We start from the raw sequence: 15,467 nt of genomic DNA, 5'->3' as shown, positions 1-15,467 counted from the left end.
GGCTTTCTGAGGAGAGGATGCTGGTCCGGGCTTGCCTCTTCCAGATCAGGAGAACTTGCCGTGGCAAAGACCGCCGATAAATCGTTGCCCGCCGAGCCCATCACAAACGCGATTATCGACAAACTCGAATCCGGCATAAGTCCTTGGGTGAAGCCGCGGCGACCTGGCCTTGGCGGCCGTCCCCTTCGCGCGACCGGTGACCGGTACAAGGGCATCAATTGCTTCTGGCTTGGCTCTGCGCGGAAGGCGCCGGTTATCAGTCGCGCACCTGGACGACTTATAAGCAGGCACAGGCGTTGGGCGGCCAGGTCCGCGAAGGCGAGCGGTCGCAAATCGCCATCTTCTACAAATCTTACAGCAAGACCGTGGAGTCGTCCGTTACCGGGGATGCCACGGACGAAATGCGCCGCGTGCTGCGATCCTACGCCGTCTTCAATGCCGATCAGATTGAGGGGCTGCCGGAGAAGTTTTATCTGTGCCCCGTCAGCGTCGTCGCCCCCCACGACAAGCTGTCGGATCGCGCACAGCGCTTCCTCGATGCCCTTCCGGCGACGGTTCACCAGCGCGGCGATCGCGCCTTCTACGACCGCGTTGCCGACAGTATCACGATGCCCCCCGTCGAGTTGTTCTCCACCCGCGCGTATTTCGCTTCGACGTTGGCGCATCCAGTATAAGCACGCCTCGGTCGCCGCGTTCGAAGGCTATGCCGGGAGCAGCGCATCCGGGTTTCACGCCGAGGTCGAAGCGCAGCGCCGGCTCGGTCAGATTGACGATCTGCTGGACTATTTCGACCGGCGGCAATGCGGCGCATCGCTCGGCGGTCCGGCGGGACCGCGCATCGCGCGGACGCTCGACGATGCCGCCGTCAAGCTCGGGCCCTTGCCCGCTATGATCGCCGATCGGGCCCGTCTGCGCGTCATGCTCGCCAGCGTCGCGCGCACCTTCCATGTCGGCCCGCTCGCGGATTGCTTCTTTGATCCCGCGACTGCGCACTGCCTCAAGCGCGTGACGACCGCCGATCCTGCGCAGCGCTCACCGCGCTGTGCGAACCGACCCGCTGTCCCAACGCCTGCATCACCGCCCGCCACAGGTCGGCATGGGAACGCGCGGCTGCCGATACCAAGGCGCATTTGCGCGAACGGCGCATCTCCAATCTCCATCGTCAGTCGCTCCAGCGCGGGCTTGATCGCCTGACCACGGTGATTGCCGGGATAGATCCTCCCGCGACGTAGACCACCCCGGCTGCTGGCGGAGTCCTGCGCCGGTCGGCGCGCCCGCGCAACGGCTTCGCCGTCCTCCGCTTCGCTGCGGCTCTCACGGGTGCGCGAGCCCCCCTGTGCCCGGCACGAAGTGGCCTCCGCCGCCGGGGATAGTCCCCGGCGCGAGAGCGGAGATCAGATCATGTCAGCATCACCACGTTCAGACGTCTATGCGCGTGTCACCGACGCGATCATCGTCGCGATCAAGGCTGGGACCGGCACCTGGCGCATGCCGTGGCATCATTCCGGCGCCGACGTCACCCGCCCAACCAACGTCTCCAGCGGCAAGCCTTATCGCGGCATAAATACGGTCTCGCTCTGGGCGACTGCCTATGGCAGCGGCTATGCGAGCGGGGTCTGGGGTACCTATCGTCAGTGGCAGGCGCTCGGCGCGCAGGTCCGCAAGGGCGAACATGCCAGCCTCGGCGTCCTCTGGAAGGAGTTTCGCGCGAAGAGCGACGACGCCGACGCCGATGACGATCACCGACGGCTTTTCGCAAAGGCCTTTAGCCTGTTCAACGCCGATCAGGTCGACGGCTATGCGCCCGAACAGGGACCGGTCCTGCCCGAGAGCGAGCGCCTCGCCGCCGCCGAAGCCTTCATCGCCGCGCTCGGCATCGATACCGTCTACGGCTCGGCCAGCGCCTATTATCACGTCGCCGAAGACCGCATCCACATGCCGGATTTCAGCTCGTTCCACGACGCGCACGGATTCTACGCCACCCATATTCATGAGGCGGCCCATGCCAGTGGCGCAGCCCATCGGCTCGACCGGGATTTCAGCGCCAAGTGGACGAGGCACGCACTCGCCATGGAGGAAGCGACGGCCGAGTTGGCCGCATCTTTCCTGCTTGCCGACCTCGGGATCGCGCATGAACCGCGATCCGACCACGCGGCGTACATTGCCTCGTGGCTGCAACTCCTGAAGGACGAACCGCGCGCGATATTCACTGCGGCCAGCAAGGCGCAGGCAGCGGCTGACTGGATGCATTCTCGTCAGCCCAGGACAGGCTGAGCCTTATCCCGACACGGCGGCATACGATCGATCTGGCGCTCCCTCCACGCCGGTGAAGTCGCCTCGCATTGCCTTGAGCGCCATTCTCTCCTCCTCGATCTCGCGCGCGGTTCGAAAGCCCAGCTTGCGCAATATCGGGACGGGCGGGCACCAGCCCTGCAGCGCATGCTGCATGAGGAACCCCGCGACGATCGCCGGCAGGGCGAAGAACCAGGGATTGACGGAGGCCCCCAGAGCCAAGCCCAGCAACGCGATGCCGGCAGCATTCGCTTCTAAGGTCCGCTCGATATCCCACTCCCTGTCGAGCGTTTGAAACCGAAGTGGGATCTTGCTCAAGTCGCTTGCGCAGCCGTGCAAGCGATCGAGAGTCTTCATTCTGATTGCCCGATTATCCTTGGGTGAGGTGTGCGCGGGAACGCGTTCCTCGGTTGCCGGTAGCATCGGCGCCTCCTCTAAGCTCGGCTCCAACTGAAGCACCCGCTTGGCAACCCAGAACCGCCCACGAGAAGCGCCCCGCGCCGGTAAAAGCTCATCCGTTTGTCGGCATCGACCTCCACGACCACGACAGCCATCTTCGGATCGGCCCAGGCGAGACGAGCGTCTGCCGCGACGATCGCATTCATCGCATCCGCTGGTCGTACTCCGGGCGCAAACACCACGGTGGTATACTTTTGGCCGGGAGGTGGTCGAAGCGACCAGGCGCCTAGCCCGGCCGTAGCAAGCCCGACAAGAAGCACGGCCATCGTCGCTCCACCCATGCGGGCCGGCGGAGCACCGCGATTGCGAAGCAACAGCCAGCCCACGATCAGCGGCACAAGGCCAAAGACGGTGAACCAGATCAGATCCCACATGAGCGGGTTTGGACTGTCGAGCTTGATCCTGTGGATGCCAAGCAGCCAATGCGAGAGCACGCTATCGACTATGTGCCACAAGCCGAAGCCTATCAGCAATGCGCCGATCAGCGCTCGACCCCACTGTTCCTGCACCTGAGTTCGAGCGCGCCACAGCCCCCATAGCCCGACGACGGCGATGACGTACATCAACGCGTGAAAGTATCCATCCCACAGTACCTGTCCCCGGATCGTTTCGACACCGGGCACGAGACTTAGCAGATGGTGCCATTGAAGTATCTGATGGAGCAGGATGCCGTCGAAGAAGCCGCCCAAGGCAAATCCCAGGACGATGCCCCATCGGGACCACGAACGGTTCGGCTTCGGCATCGGCTTCGGCACCGGCGTTGCTCCTTTCTGGTGCAAACACCCAATTGCCGGAAAGGCTCCCGTTACTTTGCGAATGATGAGTGGATCGTCACGAGAATTTCATTCTCGGAACGGCGGTGACGCCGCTTTGCACTGGCGCGGGCTATCGCCCGCTTGAACGCGGTCGCCGCTGACGCGGCGGCGCGATTGTTGGACCTCCCAACCATGCGAGGTCTGGTCGGCGCTCCCTGTTAGGCCCGCCACGGCGCGCCGCAAGCCCGGCCTCGCCGGGCTGCTCCATTTCATTCTGCCCCTTCGGGCGCGGCGCGGCGCTTCTGCGGGCCTCTCCGGGCGTTCTCACCGCCCACCCCCCGCCTCGGGGGAGTCATGGGCTTTTTGAGGCAGTGCTGGAAACAATGATAAATTTCTTCTTCCAACCGCCGTTTTGGGCTGGACGGTCACGATATGTCGCCGAGATGACATCCGCCCTGCTTGGCGCGGATCTTGACCTCCCGACCGCCCATATCGACGATCATGCAGCGTATATCGGCTCGTGGCTCGCGGTGCTGCGCAAAGATTCCCGCGCAATCATGACGGCTGCGGCAAAAGCCGAAGCGGCGGCCGTCTTTCTGCTCCGCGCAACTGGCCTTGCCACGTCGGACGAAGCCAAGGAACAGATCCGTGAAGCAGCATGATCGCGGCGATCGCCCGCCACGACCCGGCGCCTACCGCCGGTTCGCCAGAGCGTTCGGCCGCCGCAAGGACAGGGGAGGGGAGGACGCCTTCGGCCTTTTGAGCGCGCCAGAGCGCTCGGAAGGAGGCTCTCATGTTTTACGATACGCTCTACCGCCACAATCAGGCCCTTTCTCCCGCCGGTCTGGACCACCTGCCGGCGGCGCTCCATGCCCTCAACGCCGCCGTCGATGACTGTCAGCGTGCTGGCAAGCCAGTCGCCAGCGACGCAGCAATCCTTCTCCTCATCCGCCATCTGGCAGACGTTGCTGCACGCGATGCGCCCAGCGTGAACGTCCTTCGCCTTCGTTGCAAAGCGGATCGCCTAGCGGTCGAGGCCGCGCCAGCGCTGCTCGACATTGCCGGAAAGAGCGTCGGCGGAAACTACTACGCCAAACGTACCTTCCACTATCAGGCGCGCCGCGCGCTGACGCCTCGCGACGGCAATCGGCCTCGACGCGGACGACGCCAGTATCAACACCATCATGGGTACCGATCACGAAGACGGCACGACGGAACTGCGCCACGCGGATATCGCTGTTCGCGTGGTCCCGCGCGACTTTCTTCCAGACAGCGAGGTATCGATCAGCCGCTGTCGCGACGGGCAGGAGATCGGCACGCCCCACAGCGCGCCGATCTCCGAATTACTCGACGTGGCCGCGTTCCAGCGCCGGCTTGCCGGCATGCTCGGCGACATTGGCGCGGTGCATTTCGCGGCTGCCGCCTGAACCCCGCAATCGCAGGAGATCTCTCATGGGTTGGCTCTTCATGCGCGATATGGGTGGCTACGCCACTCCGCGCTCCTATCTCGACAACCAGTTCACCTATGCGCACGCGAACCATCGTCTCACGGTTCTCGCGTCTTCGATGGTCGGTTCGACCTATTACGCGGCGTGCGAACGGATCGAGGCGTCCGGCGCTCGGGCCGTCTTCGCTGTCGTGTGCCTGACCAGACAAAGCACCGGCGCGCGCGACGGCTGCACGTTCGGCTATAAAGACAGTGCGCCGTTGTGGCGCTGAAAGGAGTGTCAGTAATGATGAGGTAAGTTGAGGAAACCTCTGCCCGCCGAGCTAACCTCGGGTCCAAAAGACCTGAAATCCGGAAACGGACGGGGGACAATAGCATGCTTGGAGTAAGGCCGAATGCGTCCCAGTCGTGAAGGGGCGATGCCGGTCAGGGCAAGACGCGCATGGTGAAGGCTATACTGCTTAAATCTCAGTCTGCAGCGATCTATATAGCGATTCTGGCGAAAGCGACTGACACGCCAGTTCCGGACGATGGCAAGGGTCTCATGTCTTGGCCCTTTGCTCCTCAGCCCGTCCGGCGCGCCTCTCGTCGAGGGGTTCAGTGGATGAACGGGACACCTAACCGCGTCGTATCTCCGATCAGTGTAACTACGGGATGCCCTAAACAGGCGGCTTCGGCCGACCTGCATGGGTACGGAGCCGCCATAGTATTCAAATGCTCGGGGTAATGCCCGGGACAGCTCCCCGCTCGGGGAGACGGTGCATCCGCATAAGGAACGGGCGACCGGACCGAAAACGGGGACCACCGGGAGAAGGGCGGCAGTTGCGATACTTCAACCGCAAATCATGGGGTGTGCTGATGCTACCTGAAACTGTGATGGCCCGGTTGGAGGCCATTCCGACGCTGGCAGCGTCGGGCAAACGGGTGAATGGGCTTCATCGTCTGATGGGGTCTCGGCTTCTTTGGGAGCAGGGGCTCAGCAAGATCGCCTCCAATCGGGGGGCTATGACGCCGGGCATCGATGGAGAGACCTTCGCGGACTTTGGTCCCGATGACCTCGATCCATTGATCGCCAGCGTGACGACCGGAGCCTATAAGCCGAAACCAGTGCGTCGGGTGTTCATCCCGAAAGGTAAAGGAAAGCGGCGTCCGCTGGGCATACCCACGCGCGACGACCGACTCGTCCAGGAGGTGGCGCGCCAGCTCCTCGAAAAGATCTATGAGCCGGTGTTTTCGAACGCCTCGCATGGATTTCGACCGGGGAGATCGTGTCACACGGCACTTGAACATGTGAAAGCCGTATGGACGGGGGTGAAGTGGCTTGTTGATGTGGACGTCGCTGGGTTCTTCGAGAACATCGACCACGATGTCCTGCTCACGCTGTTGCGGAAACGGATCGACGACGAAAAGTTCGTTGGCCTGATCGGCGACATGCTGAAGGCGGGCGTCATGGAAGGACGGGTGAACAACCCGACCTACAGTGGCACTCCGCAAGGTGGGATCGTCTCCCCGATCTTGGCGAACATCTACCTGCATGAGCTTGATGAGTTCGTCGCAGGCCGGATCGCCGCCTTCGAGAAGGGCAAGACCCGCGCCATGAATCCGGAGTACCGGAGATTGGCGGGCCGCCTCGTTAGAGAGCGAAAACGGCTCAAACGTCTTCAGGCCTGCGACAACGCTGACGAAGGCGCGGTGAAGGCCATATTGGCTGACATCGAAGCCACGTCGAAACAGATGCGTAGCTTGCCGTCGCGAGACGGCATGGACGCCGGATACCGCCGACTCCGTTACTGCCGCTACGCCGATGACTTCCTCATCGGTGTGATCGGTAGCAAGGAGGATGCGCGACGCATTTTCGCCGAGGTTGGGACCTTCCTGACTGACGCGCTGGCGCTGAGCGTATCCGAGGAAAAAAGCGGTATTCGCAAGGCGAGCGATGGGGCCGCCTTCTTGGGCTATGAGGTCAGAACCTACACCGGTCGCCAGTGGACGGTGCGGAGCCAGCTTGGCTCGCAGCACTTCAGCCGAAGGCCTCCATCGGAGGTTATGCAACTCAACGTGCCTTGGGAGAAGGTTTTCGGGTTCGCCTCGAAGAAGGGATATGGTGACATGGCCGTGTTGAAGGCCAGCCACCGGAACGCTCTTCTAAGCTGTAGCGATGTCGAGATCGTCCTTGCCTATAACGCCGAACTGCGGGGGTTCGCGAACTACTACGCTCTTGCGAGGGACGTGAAATTCAAGCTCAACCGGCTTGAGTTCATTCAACGTTGGAGCATGTTCAAGACCTTGGCGAGCAAGCACAAAAGTAGCGTGCGTGTCGTCGCCGCCCGCATGAGGTCGGGGCGGGAATATAGCGTCGGCTACGTCGTCGACGGCCAGCCTCGGTCGGTCAAAGTCTGGAAGCTGATGGATCTAAAACGTGATCGGGTGGACCCGGCCAAGGTGGATATCCCGCCTTGGACGCAAATCTACTCGCACTCACGCACGGACTGGGTCGACCGCCAGAACGCCAAGCAATGCGCGGCGTGCGGGCGGACGGACCGGCCTTGTCATGTTCATCACGTCGAAGGGCTTGCCGATGTTGCGCATAATGGGTTCGTCACGATGATGAAGGCCGCACGGGCGCGCAGGACGAAAGTCCTATGCGATCTGTGTCACGCCGACACCCATCGGGGACGCCTGCCCGATAGCCGGAACACGGATGGTATTGTCGCAGCGGAGAGCCGCATGCAGTGAAAGCTGCACGTGCGGTTCGGCGGGGGGATCAGGGCTGACTCTCTGAGCAGCACCAATCCTACCCGACTGACGGAAGCCATGGGACCGTGCGAAAGCGACTGCCCTGCTGCAATTCTCGATGAATTGACCGAGACCGACAGCGCCTACGCCTCCGAATGGCGCGCACGCTGCCGTGCTAACCTGGTTCGCCGCAAGCTCGAACGCGCGAAGCCGGTCCCGAAGCCGGGACAGACCATCGTCTTTGACGAGCCCATCCGTTTCAATGACGGCGAGGATCGCAACCGCTTCACGGTCATTGCCAATCCGAAGGGCAAGGCCCCGCTATTTCGCAATCCCATAACCGGCGCCGTGTGCCGGATTGCAAAGCTCAGGACGCGCGCATACCGGCTTATCAACCCGGCCATTGTCCCGAAGGACTCGACCGATGGTTGAGCGCGCGCCGGTGATCGCGGCCTGGGGCGCGGGCGTCGATTCTACCGCCATGATCGTCGAGCTCGTCGAACGAGGCGAGCCGATCGATATGGTGTTGTTCGCCGATACCGGTTCCGAGAAGACCGATACCTACGCCTTCATCCCGGTCTTTCGTCGTTGGATGGATCGTCACGATGTCGCGTCCGACATCGTCCGCTACGAACCGCGAAATTTCAAGCATTGGCCGCCCTATGATAGCTTGGGCACCAACATGCTGACCAACGCTACCCTGCCGTCCAAAGCATTTGGGCGAGGGTCGTGCTCGCTCAAATGGAAGGTGGCGCCGCAGAACAAATGGACGGCGCAATGGACGCCCGCGATACGGTGCTGGGGAGAAGGCGGACGTGTCGTCAAACTGATCGGCTATGACTGTTCCGGTGCCTATCAGCGTCGCTACGCACATGCCGAGGGATATGCCGACCCACGCTATGACTATCGTTATCCCCTTCGCGAACTGGGCTGGACCCGGGCGGATTGTATTGCACGTATTGAGCGTGCGGGCCTGCCTGTACCGCCCAAATCCTCCTGTTTCTTCTGTCCCGCGATGCGGCCGCACGAAGTGGATGCGCTTTCTAAGGATGAACTTCGCACCATCGTTCTGATGGAAGCTCGCGCAAAACCTCGCTTGCGCACGATCGATGGTCTTTGGCGCAAGCCCGTTGTCGGGCGAGGCGGGGCGACACCGAGACCGGGCAATATCACCGCCTATATCCGTCAGCACGGCCTTCTGTCGCCGAGCGAGGTTGATCGGATCGTTGCGGATGCACCGCTCGCGCTGGTCGCGTTCCAGGCGGCGCAAGCCCGCAAGCCCGTCGAGCAGCGCATGTCGATGGCGCGCTGGCTCGACGCATTCCACCGTGGTCAGTCCGCAGGCTGACCCCCCTCACTAGCTACGGAGACTCTCATGGCCGATCGCACTTCTGTCGCGATTCGTATTGGCGGATCGCTGTCCCCTGACCTCCTTCCCGGCTTCTGTGCTGCCGTCGAGAGCGATGGCGCCTTCACGGATTGGGAGGGCGCTGCGTTCGACCCGGACGATCTCGATACGAGCCTTCCCCTGTACCTGGCCGACCATGAGGTCGCCTGGGGCCGGTTCGAAGCGATCGAGACTTTCTGTGTCGACCATGGCCTTGTCTTCGCCCGCTGGGCTGGCGGCGCTCCTGGGGCGTTCGGCCCGGAGCGGGTGGTCTTTGATGGCACGACTGTTCGGAGTTTCAGCGCGTCGAACGATGACGAGATCCTGATCTCGGCGGAAACGGTGCGCGGTCTCGGCAGCTATGCGGCAGTGCTGTCGCATCTCGCAGCGGCGGAATTGGAGATACCTCCGTTCCGGATCGACGGCAGAGTCTGAGGACAGAGCGAAGCCGGTCTGTACCGACACCTCCCCGCCAGAGGATGCTGCATATGGGCGCCCGCGAGACGCTGGCAACCCACGAACGGCGGGCCGAGTTGCCGTGTGCCACGGCTGCCCGCACCACCCCTTGTTCGCGAGTTCCCCTCGGCTGCGCCTCGGTGCCAGCCCCTCTTTTGCGAGCGCCCGGAGGATGCGCATCCGGCGGAGAGGCCGCCGGCACAGACAGAAAGGCTCGCTATCATGTCCACATCGCTTGCAGCCGCACTCGCGGCACTGGAGCTAGGGCACCTCGAACCCCGCGCTGAAGACCTCAGTGGCATGGCACCTCCACCAACCGAGGCGCTGGAGCAGACCGTTACCGCAATCTGGAGCGATCTCTTCACGACGATGGGAAACACCTCGATAGAGCGCGACATCGAAGACCTGGGCTGGGGCCTGGTGAACCTCTTCCACCGCGCCGCCGCCAAGAAACACGGGCTGGTCGATCGGTTGACCGACGACATCCGCCTTCTCCTCGCGGAACAGGACGGCTCCGAAATCAGCACGGCCAATCTGGAAGAAAAGATCGATCTCGCCAAGAAGGTCGAGGAATCCGCGGGTGCCTTCGAAATCATGCGCGATGTCGCCGCCGCGCACTATATCCGGGAAACCGGGAGATCGTGGGTGCCATCGTCCGGCAACCGCATCTCGCTAGGTGTTACCGCCGGGATCGTCGATGGCCACGCCTTCCTGCGGGCGCGCCGCGAGCGGGCTTTGAACGCCAACACTGCGCAGGGTACGCCCGTTGTGTTCGCCGGTGGCCGCCTCACCTTCGCCAATGACGAAGATATGAAGACGTTCGCCGACAACCTGCTGGCCACCCTCAACAAGGTTCGCGCCCGTGTCGGCGACATGTATCTCGTACATGGCGGCGATATGAAGGGTATCGAACGGCTTGCAGCGTCCTGGGCCGAGCAGAACGGCATCCAGCAGGTGCGGTTCGGCCTTGATCGCAAACTCGGAGATCGCGCGGGCTTCCGTCGCAACGAGCAGATGCTCTCGCTCAAACCGAGGTTCGTGGTTGCCTTCCAGGGCAATGGTGTGACGGAGCGGCTTGTCATCGAAGCCAAGGCCCGGGGGCTCCGCGTCGTTGATCGCCGCGGCCCATTGGGAAGCCCTCCTTCAGCTGCTCGTCGCGGTGCGGGCTGAAGCTGCGGGCCGCCGGTTTTCCGGCGGCCCTTTTTTTTTACTCCGCATACGGTTGCCCCCTCGGAATTCCCGCCAGCGAGAGGGGAGGGTGCCTAGGCGTGTTGGTTTGGCTGAATAGCGCCGGAATCCGTCGGCCGTGTCCGCAGCGTGGATCCATTTCAGTGTCCACCAGCCATCCGCGTTGCTCACGCCGCGCCGGCCGTCGCCTTGCCACAAATGAGAGAGAGATGATGATGCGCGATTTGCATGATGGGGAACTGCGCGCTCTGCTTGCATTCCGACAGCGCCATGGGCGCTGCTGGAAGGCCGCGTTGCTGTTGCGCTGGTCGGCCGGCACCGACGCCGATGAACCCGGTTCGGCGCATTTGCGCCATCTGCGCAATATCGGAGGACCGCGCTGGCTGATCGGGCTATCGGCCGCCACGCTCGATGACGCTGCGCGGCGTTTCGCCGGAAATGTCGATCCGGTGCTGATCGACATTTTCATGGAGAATGCCACGGGCTTTGCCCGCGGCGCGTCGGCAAGCGTCGGGATCGCTCCGGCGAGCGCTGCGCATTCGCTGGCCATCGCGATCGAACTCAGCCTCAAAGCCTATCTGATGAAGGCGGGCTATGCCGACGACTGGAACCGCGTCCATATTCGGCATGACCTCGAAAAGGCCCTGGCGCTTGCGACGGAAGCAGGCCTGTCCGGCCTGCCTCTGGAATTGCCGGATCTCACAGCGATCCTTTCGCCGGCCTATAGTCACCACGAGATCGACGCGTTGTTTCGGGTCGGGGCGTCACCCTTCGATGTGGCCGACGCCTGTCTCTGCGTCGACCGTCTCCTTGCCGTGATCCGGGTGCAGATCGCGTAACCGGCCCCGCAACATCATCCGTGCGCGCACCACTCGAAAGGGATTTGCCAACCCGATTGAAGCCAGAGACGGTTTTCCGACTAAACCCGCCGGACGGCCATCATGTCTTCTTGTCGTAGGGGCCGCCGCTGCTTCGCTGCGAACGACAAGTCGAACTGGAAAATGGGCTGACCAACGGTGGTGGGGCTATCGGGCGTAGATTGCTGCGGTGATAGGGCAATGCTTCTGCAGCGGTTCCTGGGTTCATAGAACCAAAGCCACCATCCCTTCTTTTTGACCTGATCCCTAAGTCGGTCGTTCGGTGCTTCCAACCCGCTCCCCTTCGGGCCGAGTTGCCGTGTTCCACGGCTGCCCGCACCACCCCTTGTGTCGGGGTTCCCCTACGCCGCTTGCGCGCTCCGGTGGAAGCACCGCCCATGCCCGCCTTTTGCGGGGGTCAGTCGAAGGGACGGTCCCTTTGGCACCCAAAAAAGGAACCTCGACATGCAGAACCTCGTCATCCTTGCCGGTAATGTCGGCGCCACACCGGAAGCCCGCACCACGCAGGGCGGCACCAAGATCACCCACTTCAGCCTCGCGACTTCGCGGCCCAAGCGAGACAGCAACGGCAAGGTCGTCAAGGACGACAATGGCCGCCGGATCGAAGATACCGAATGGCACCGGATCACCTGCTTCAACGGCGTCGGCAAGACCGTCGAGCAATATGTCGGCAAGGGGATGAAGGTGATGGTGCGCGGTCGCATCCACTACACCCGCTGGACCGACAACGAGAATATCGAGCGGTACGGCGTCGAGATCATCGCCGACGAGGTGACCTTCCTCACCCGCGCCAAGCCCGCCAGTGGCGACCAGGGCGGCAATGACAGCTCGGTGGATGACGACGAAATTCCCTTCTGAGACCGGCGAAGCCCGGCGGCTCACGCCGCCGGGCCTTTTTGCTGTTTTCCGCAGCACGGTTCGGAATCGAGGAAAGTTCGGGAAATGGATCTGAACGAGCGCGACTAGGATATTGCCCTCCGCGTCCTCTCAGCGGCAGTGGCCCGCCGCATATCGGCTCCATCGCAGCACTGTGCCGCTCGCAATCATGGCGCAGCTGATATCGCCGATCGCTGGCGCGGCGCACCAGGCACCGGTGCGATCCCCTTTTGCACTGCCAGTCGATCGGCATTGGAGTCTTGGACCTGTGACAAGGATATGGCCTGTGGCGTTGCGCCCCTTCGCGCCGCCCAGCAACCGCACCAGCGTGTCGCGCGCGACAATCCCGCTGGCGCGCGGGCAGGGGTGTCCCGTGCGGCACGAGCCATCGATCTCCCGCGCCGCTATCCCAGCGAGCCGGATCCGTGGTCCCTCGCGACACCAGATCGGGCCATCGCCGTCCCAAACCCTGATCGGTGTGCAGGTGAACGACTGGCCGCCCTGCACGACCGCGACGGCAAGCAGAAATACAGCGAGCATCAGCGCTCAACCCGGACAGGGGTGTAAGTCATGCTTCAGGGAAGAGCGGCAATGTATCCGACCTCGTGGTGGGCTCGTCGGCGAGGATGTCGTAGCAGCGCAACCGCATTGCCAGGTGTCGCGCCAACTCCGCCGTTGCACGGCGTCGTGCAACGGTATCGCCACACCCAATATCGGTGACGAGGGCCGGTTCGGCCGTGGCAAGCGACACCTCGAGGTGGAGGGCCAGACTGTCTTCATCGACTCGGAGCATGGCTGCAGAATAGAACAAATAAAGAACATTTATCAAGTGTCGAGATCCAGCGAGCCATCCATTATTGCTTGGGTGACGCCAGGCATGACTGGACATCGCCCAGCGTCCCCAACAGCGTGCTGATCGCCAAGCCCTTCGCGATCAGCCGTAGAGCCGGTCATCCCACCAGATTGGTTCGGGGAGCTCGAAGCTGATTGCTTGCGCGTCGGGATGTGCTGGATTGATCAGGATGTTGCGTTCCACCCGTGCCGGGATCGAAGGCACCAGCAACAGCGCCGAGCGCCCTGCCGCGAACCACGCCTCGCCAAAGGTCTTGCAGATGTCTTCGCGCTTGCCGTCCCACCCGGAGAATTTGGCGGTCGGGAAGACTTCATAGCTGACGCCGTTGGGGATCGTGATGCGGATATAATGCTGGTTGGGCGGCATCACCGTGTTCGCGTGGACGAGCTTTTCGAGCATCGCCGTCGAATAATGTTCTGACGTGTAGATGATCGGGCTGGCCGCGGTGTTCCACCGTCCCGGATAGAGCCGAGCGCCTTCGCTGTCATAGATGGGATGCGCGCCATCGGGATCGCCGATCCGAAAACAGGTCAGCACGCGGTCGGTGATCTGGGCGCTCACGCCCCGCCGCCGTAAGCCGCCCGTCCCAGCAGGTTGATGACGACATCGGCTCCCGGACCCGTCGCCAGCGCCACGTCGAGCGGTGGCTTGTTGTCGAGCATAGGGTGCGCGCGGCCGAAAAAGTCGCGGACCTTGGCGGGATCCTTATAGATATCGAGCGCGAAGCTGAACACCTTGGCGATCCGCGCCAGCTTGTCGCCTTCCTCGCTGGTCAGGCGCTTGGACGCGGATTTCTTGCGGCGATCAAGCGTCGCCTTGGGAATCAGGCGGAACTTGAAGCGGCTGTCATTGGGCGCGACCGTGTCTGCGAGATGATCGAGCGCGCCGACCGGCAGGCCTTCGAGAATCGAATAGCTCAGCCCCAGGCGCGTGTCACCTTTCCGGGGCGCAACCCCAAGCAGGGTCTCGATCGTCACCGGCTGGCTCGCCATCTGCTGCTCCTGTCTCATCTGATGCAGATATATGTCTCACATGAGGCAAACACAAGCAACCGGTGATATCCCTCCGGTGGGCCATGACCTCTTCGGGCCAACAGCTTCACCCCGCTCTTTGAGGCGCAATCCTTGGTCCGGCGGGCGGCCTAATGCGATCAACCCGTAAAGGGTCCGGTCGCTTCGCTACGGCTTTTGGCCTGCGGCAAAAAGTGATCGCGGCCACCCTCCGAACACTTCGGGCGCCAGTCGAGCGGGGATGAACCCGCCGGCTTTCAAGGAGCCTCGACATGTTCACCGACATCAAGATCGCCCGCCTCAATGCGCTCGGCCTCTCCAAGACCCTCATGATCGCGACGATGGTCATCGGGATCGGCAACCAGTTCGCCGTCATCACCGCCGACGACTTTGACGGCGACCTGGTCGTCATCAACGAATATGATCCGTTCGCGTGACACTTGCCGGGAGCCCCAGGGCTCCCGGCTCTGTCCAACATCAACGGGCATCGCGCGCTGTTTGCGCTCTCGAGCAACCGATTATCAACATGCGCGCGATACAAAGTTGGGATGAATGCCGAAACAAAGATTCTACCCCAAAGTGATGACGCATTGTGGAGCCGGGTGGTCCATGATGTGAACGCATGGCGCGGGGCCTGTCTGCAGTGTTTCTCCGCGGCCGAGGCTGGCGTGACCGAAACCTTGCTATCTTTGAGTACGGTGCCGGAGAAAGGTGCGGCCGTCCGTCTGCGTCATCTGACCGGGCAGCGGTTCGACGATATCGCGGCGGTACTTGGTACGGAAGGGGCCTTTGCCGCTGAGGGGAAAGCGGCGTTCAAAGCGATTGACGCTTTTCGTGTCCATGAGCGCCTTCGAACATTTCTGGCGCATGGAGTGGCAAAGATTGCGGTTGAGCGCACGGACAAGTGGATCGTGGTTTACCGTCAGGTCTCTATCCGTGCGCGGCAGCCCGAACGCACCATGCTTCTGGTCGAGGAAGCGGAAGGCCTTGAGATGCTTGCTGATATACGGCGGAAAAGCCAACAGCTCTGCTCAATTCTGGCAAACCTGCGACACCAGTTGTTGAAATAGATGCAGCACGCATCGCATATTGGAAATGAAGCAAGGACGTCGGCGGCTCCGGTTGCACCG

At 62.6% G+C, this 15,467-nt stretch carries 20 protein-coding genes and 2 pseudogenes; 16 read left to right on the top strand and 6 right to left on the bottom strand.

Annotated features, from left to right (window positions below):
• Nucleotides 1-60: 60 nt before the first annotated feature.
• The 4 genes and pseudogenes from EP837_RS22125 to EP837_RS19885 form a co-directional block, all read left to right on the top strand.
• Nucleotides 61-374: pseudogene (locus EP837_RS22125) on the top strand (ArdC-like ssDNA-binding domain-containing protein); the annotation flags it as partial.
• Between the two features lie 27 nt (nt 375-401).
• Nucleotides 402-674: a zincin-like metallopeptidase domain-containing protein gene (locus EP837_RS22120; protein WP_443019165.1), complete on the top strand. Its 273-nt coding sequence runs from the start codon at nt 402-404 to the stop codon at nt 672-674.
• Nucleotides 664-1,232: pseudogene (locus EP837_RS21725) on the top strand (integrase); the annotation flags it as partial. The gene EP837_RS22120 and the pseudogene EP837_RS21725, both read left to right, overlap by 11 nt.
• 169 nt (nt 1,233-1,401) lie before the next feature.
• A complete protein-coding gene (locus tag EP837_RS19885) occupies nt 1,402-2,274 on the top strand; it encodes an ArdC family protein (RefSeq protein ID WP_066532614.1) in 873 nt (290 codons plus the stop codon).
• A 3-nt stretch (nt 2,275-2,277) separates the two neighbouring features.
• On the opposite strand, the gene EP837_RS19880 is transcribed toward EP837_RS19885, so the two are convergent.
• Nucleotides 2,278-2,649 carry a hypothetical protein gene (locus EP837_RS19880; RefSeq protein WP_225870696.1) on the bottom strand — a complete coding sequence of 124 codons (372 nt, stop codon included), beginning with the start codon at nt 2,647-2,649 and terminating at the stop codon, nt 2,278-2,280.
• Between the two features lie 77 nt (nt 2,650-2,726).
• Nucleotides 2,727-3,506: a DUF2243 domain-containing protein gene (locus tag EP837_RS19875; protein WP_225870695.1), complete on the bottom strand. Its 780-nt coding sequence runs from the start codon at nt 3,504-3,506 to the stop codon at nt 2,727-2,729.
• Between the two features lie 443 nt (nt 3,507-3,949).
• On the opposite strand from EP837_RS19875, the gene EP837_RS19870 reads away from it, so the two are divergent.
• Nucleotides 3,950-4,168, top strand: a complete 219-nt coding sequence (locus EP837_RS19870) for a zincin-like metallopeptidase domain-containing protein (RefSeq protein WP_237234909.1) — start codon at nt 3,950-3,952, stop codon at nt 4,166-4,168.
• A 362-nt stretch (nt 4,169-4,530) separates the two neighbouring features.
• On the opposite strand, the gene EP837_RS21720 is transcribed toward EP837_RS19870, so the two are convergent.
• Nucleotides 4,531-4,692 (bottom strand): hypothetical protein, encoded by a 162-nt coding sequence (locus EP837_RS21720; RefSeq protein WP_225870694.1) that lies wholly within the window; start codon nt 4,690-4,692, stop codon nt 4,531-4,533.
• On the opposite strand from EP837_RS21720, the gene EP837_RS21715 reads away from it, so the two are divergent.
• The 9 genes from EP837_RS21715 (at nt 4,691) to EP837_RS19825 (ending at nt 12,456) form a co-directional block, all read left to right on the top strand.
• Entirely contained in the window at nt 4,691-4,933 is a 243-nt protein-coding gene (locus EP837_RS21715) for a hypothetical protein (RefSeq protein ID WP_225870693.1), read from the top strand. The two genes, EP837_RS21720 and EP837_RS21715, sit on opposite strands and share 2 nt — an antisense overlap.
• Nucleotides 4,934-4,958: 25 nt before the next feature.
• A complete protein-coding gene (locus tag EP837_RS19860) occupies nt 4,959-5,225 on the top strand; it encodes a hypothetical protein (protein ID WP_066532608.1) in 267 nt (88 codons plus the stop codon).
• A gap of 604 nt (nt 5,226-5,829) precedes the next feature.
• Entirely contained in the window at nt 5,830-7,689 is a 1,860-nt protein-coding gene (locus EP837_RS19855; protein ID WP_225870709.1) for a reverse transcriptase domain-containing protein, read from the top strand.
• 123 nt (nt 7,690-7,812) lie between these two features.
• Nucleotides 7,813-8,121: a DUF6927 domain-containing protein gene (locus EP837_RS19850; protein WP_156518809.1), complete on the top strand. Its 309-nt coding sequence runs from the start codon at nt 7,813-7,815 to the stop codon at nt 8,119-8,121.
• Entirely contained in the window at nt 8,114-9,037 is a 924-nt protein-coding gene (locus EP837_RS19845) for a hypothetical protein (protein WP_066532598.1), read from the top strand. Before EP837_RS19850 ends, EP837_RS19845 begins: the two co-directional genes overlap by 8 nt.
• A gap of 27 nt (nt 9,038-9,064) precedes the next feature.
• Complete coding sequence (locus EP837_RS19840) at nt 9,065-9,511, top strand: hypothetical protein (RefSeq protein WP_066532594.1); 447 nt, start codon at nt 9,065-9,067, stop codon at nt 9,509-9,511.
• 243 nt (nt 9,512-9,754) lie between these two features.
• Nucleotides 9,755-10,702, top strand: a complete 948-nt coding sequence (locus EP837_RS19835; protein ID WP_066532591.1) for a DUF2493 domain-containing protein — start codon at nt 9,755-9,757, stop codon at nt 10,700-10,702.
• A gap of 227 nt (nt 10,703-10,929) precedes the next feature.
• Complete coding sequence (locus EP837_RS19830) at nt 10,930-11,559, top strand: hypothetical protein (protein ID WP_066532588.1); 630 nt, start codon at nt 10,930-10,932, stop codon at nt 11,557-11,559.
• Between the two features lie 483 nt (nt 11,560-12,042).
• Entirely contained in the window at nt 12,043-12,456 is a 414-nt protein-coding gene (locus EP837_RS19825; protein ID WP_066532583.1) for a single-stranded DNA-binding protein, read from the top strand.
• Between the two features lie 129 nt (nt 12,457-12,585).
• On the opposite strand, the gene EP837_RS19820 is transcribed toward EP837_RS19825, so the two are convergent.
• The 3 genes from EP837_RS19820 to EP837_RS19805 form a co-directional block, all read right to left on the bottom strand.
• Complete coding sequence (locus tag EP837_RS19820) at nt 12,586-13,014, bottom strand: thermonuclease family protein (RefSeq protein WP_066532579.1); 429 nt, start codon at nt 13,012-13,014, stop codon at nt 12,586-12,588.
• A gap of 394 nt (nt 13,015-13,408) precedes the next feature.
• A complete protein-coding gene (locus tag EP837_RS19810; protein ID WP_066532575.1) occupies nt 13,409-13,888 on the bottom strand; it encodes an RES family NAD+ phosphorylase in 480 nt (159 codons plus the stop codon).
• Complete coding sequence (locus EP837_RS19805) at nt 13,885-14,319, bottom strand: antitoxin Xre-like helix-turn-helix domain-containing protein (RefSeq protein ID WP_066532706.1); 435 nt, start codon at nt 14,317-14,319, stop codon at nt 13,885-13,887. The genes EP837_RS19810 and EP837_RS19805 overlap by 4 nt, the downstream gene beginning before the upstream one ends.
• A gap of 290 nt (nt 14,320-14,609) precedes the next feature.
• On the opposite strand from EP837_RS19805, the gene EP837_RS21470 reads away from it, so the two are divergent.
• Together EP837_RS21470 and EP837_RS19800 are read left to right on the top strand one after the other, a co-directional pair.
• A complete protein-coding gene (locus EP837_RS21470; protein ID WP_170271947.1) occupies nt 14,610-14,774 on the top strand; it encodes a hypothetical protein in 165 nt (54 codons plus the stop codon).
• Between the two features lie 111 nt (nt 14,775-14,885).
• Entirely contained in the window at nt 14,886-15,407 is a 522-nt protein-coding gene (locus tag EP837_RS19800) for a hypothetical protein (RefSeq protein ID WP_066532573.1), read from the top strand.
• The last annotated feature ends 60 nt before the right edge of the window (nt 15,408-15,467 follow it).

The organism is Sphingobium sp. EP60837, from assembly GCF_001658005.1.
GTDB lineage: Bacteria > Pseudomonadota > Alphaproteobacteria > Sphingomonadales > Sphingomonadaceae > Sphingobium > Sphingobium tyrosinilyticum.
The sequence above is the reverse complement of the archived record's forward strand: the minus strand, read 5'-3'. Positions and strand labels throughout refer to the sequence as shown.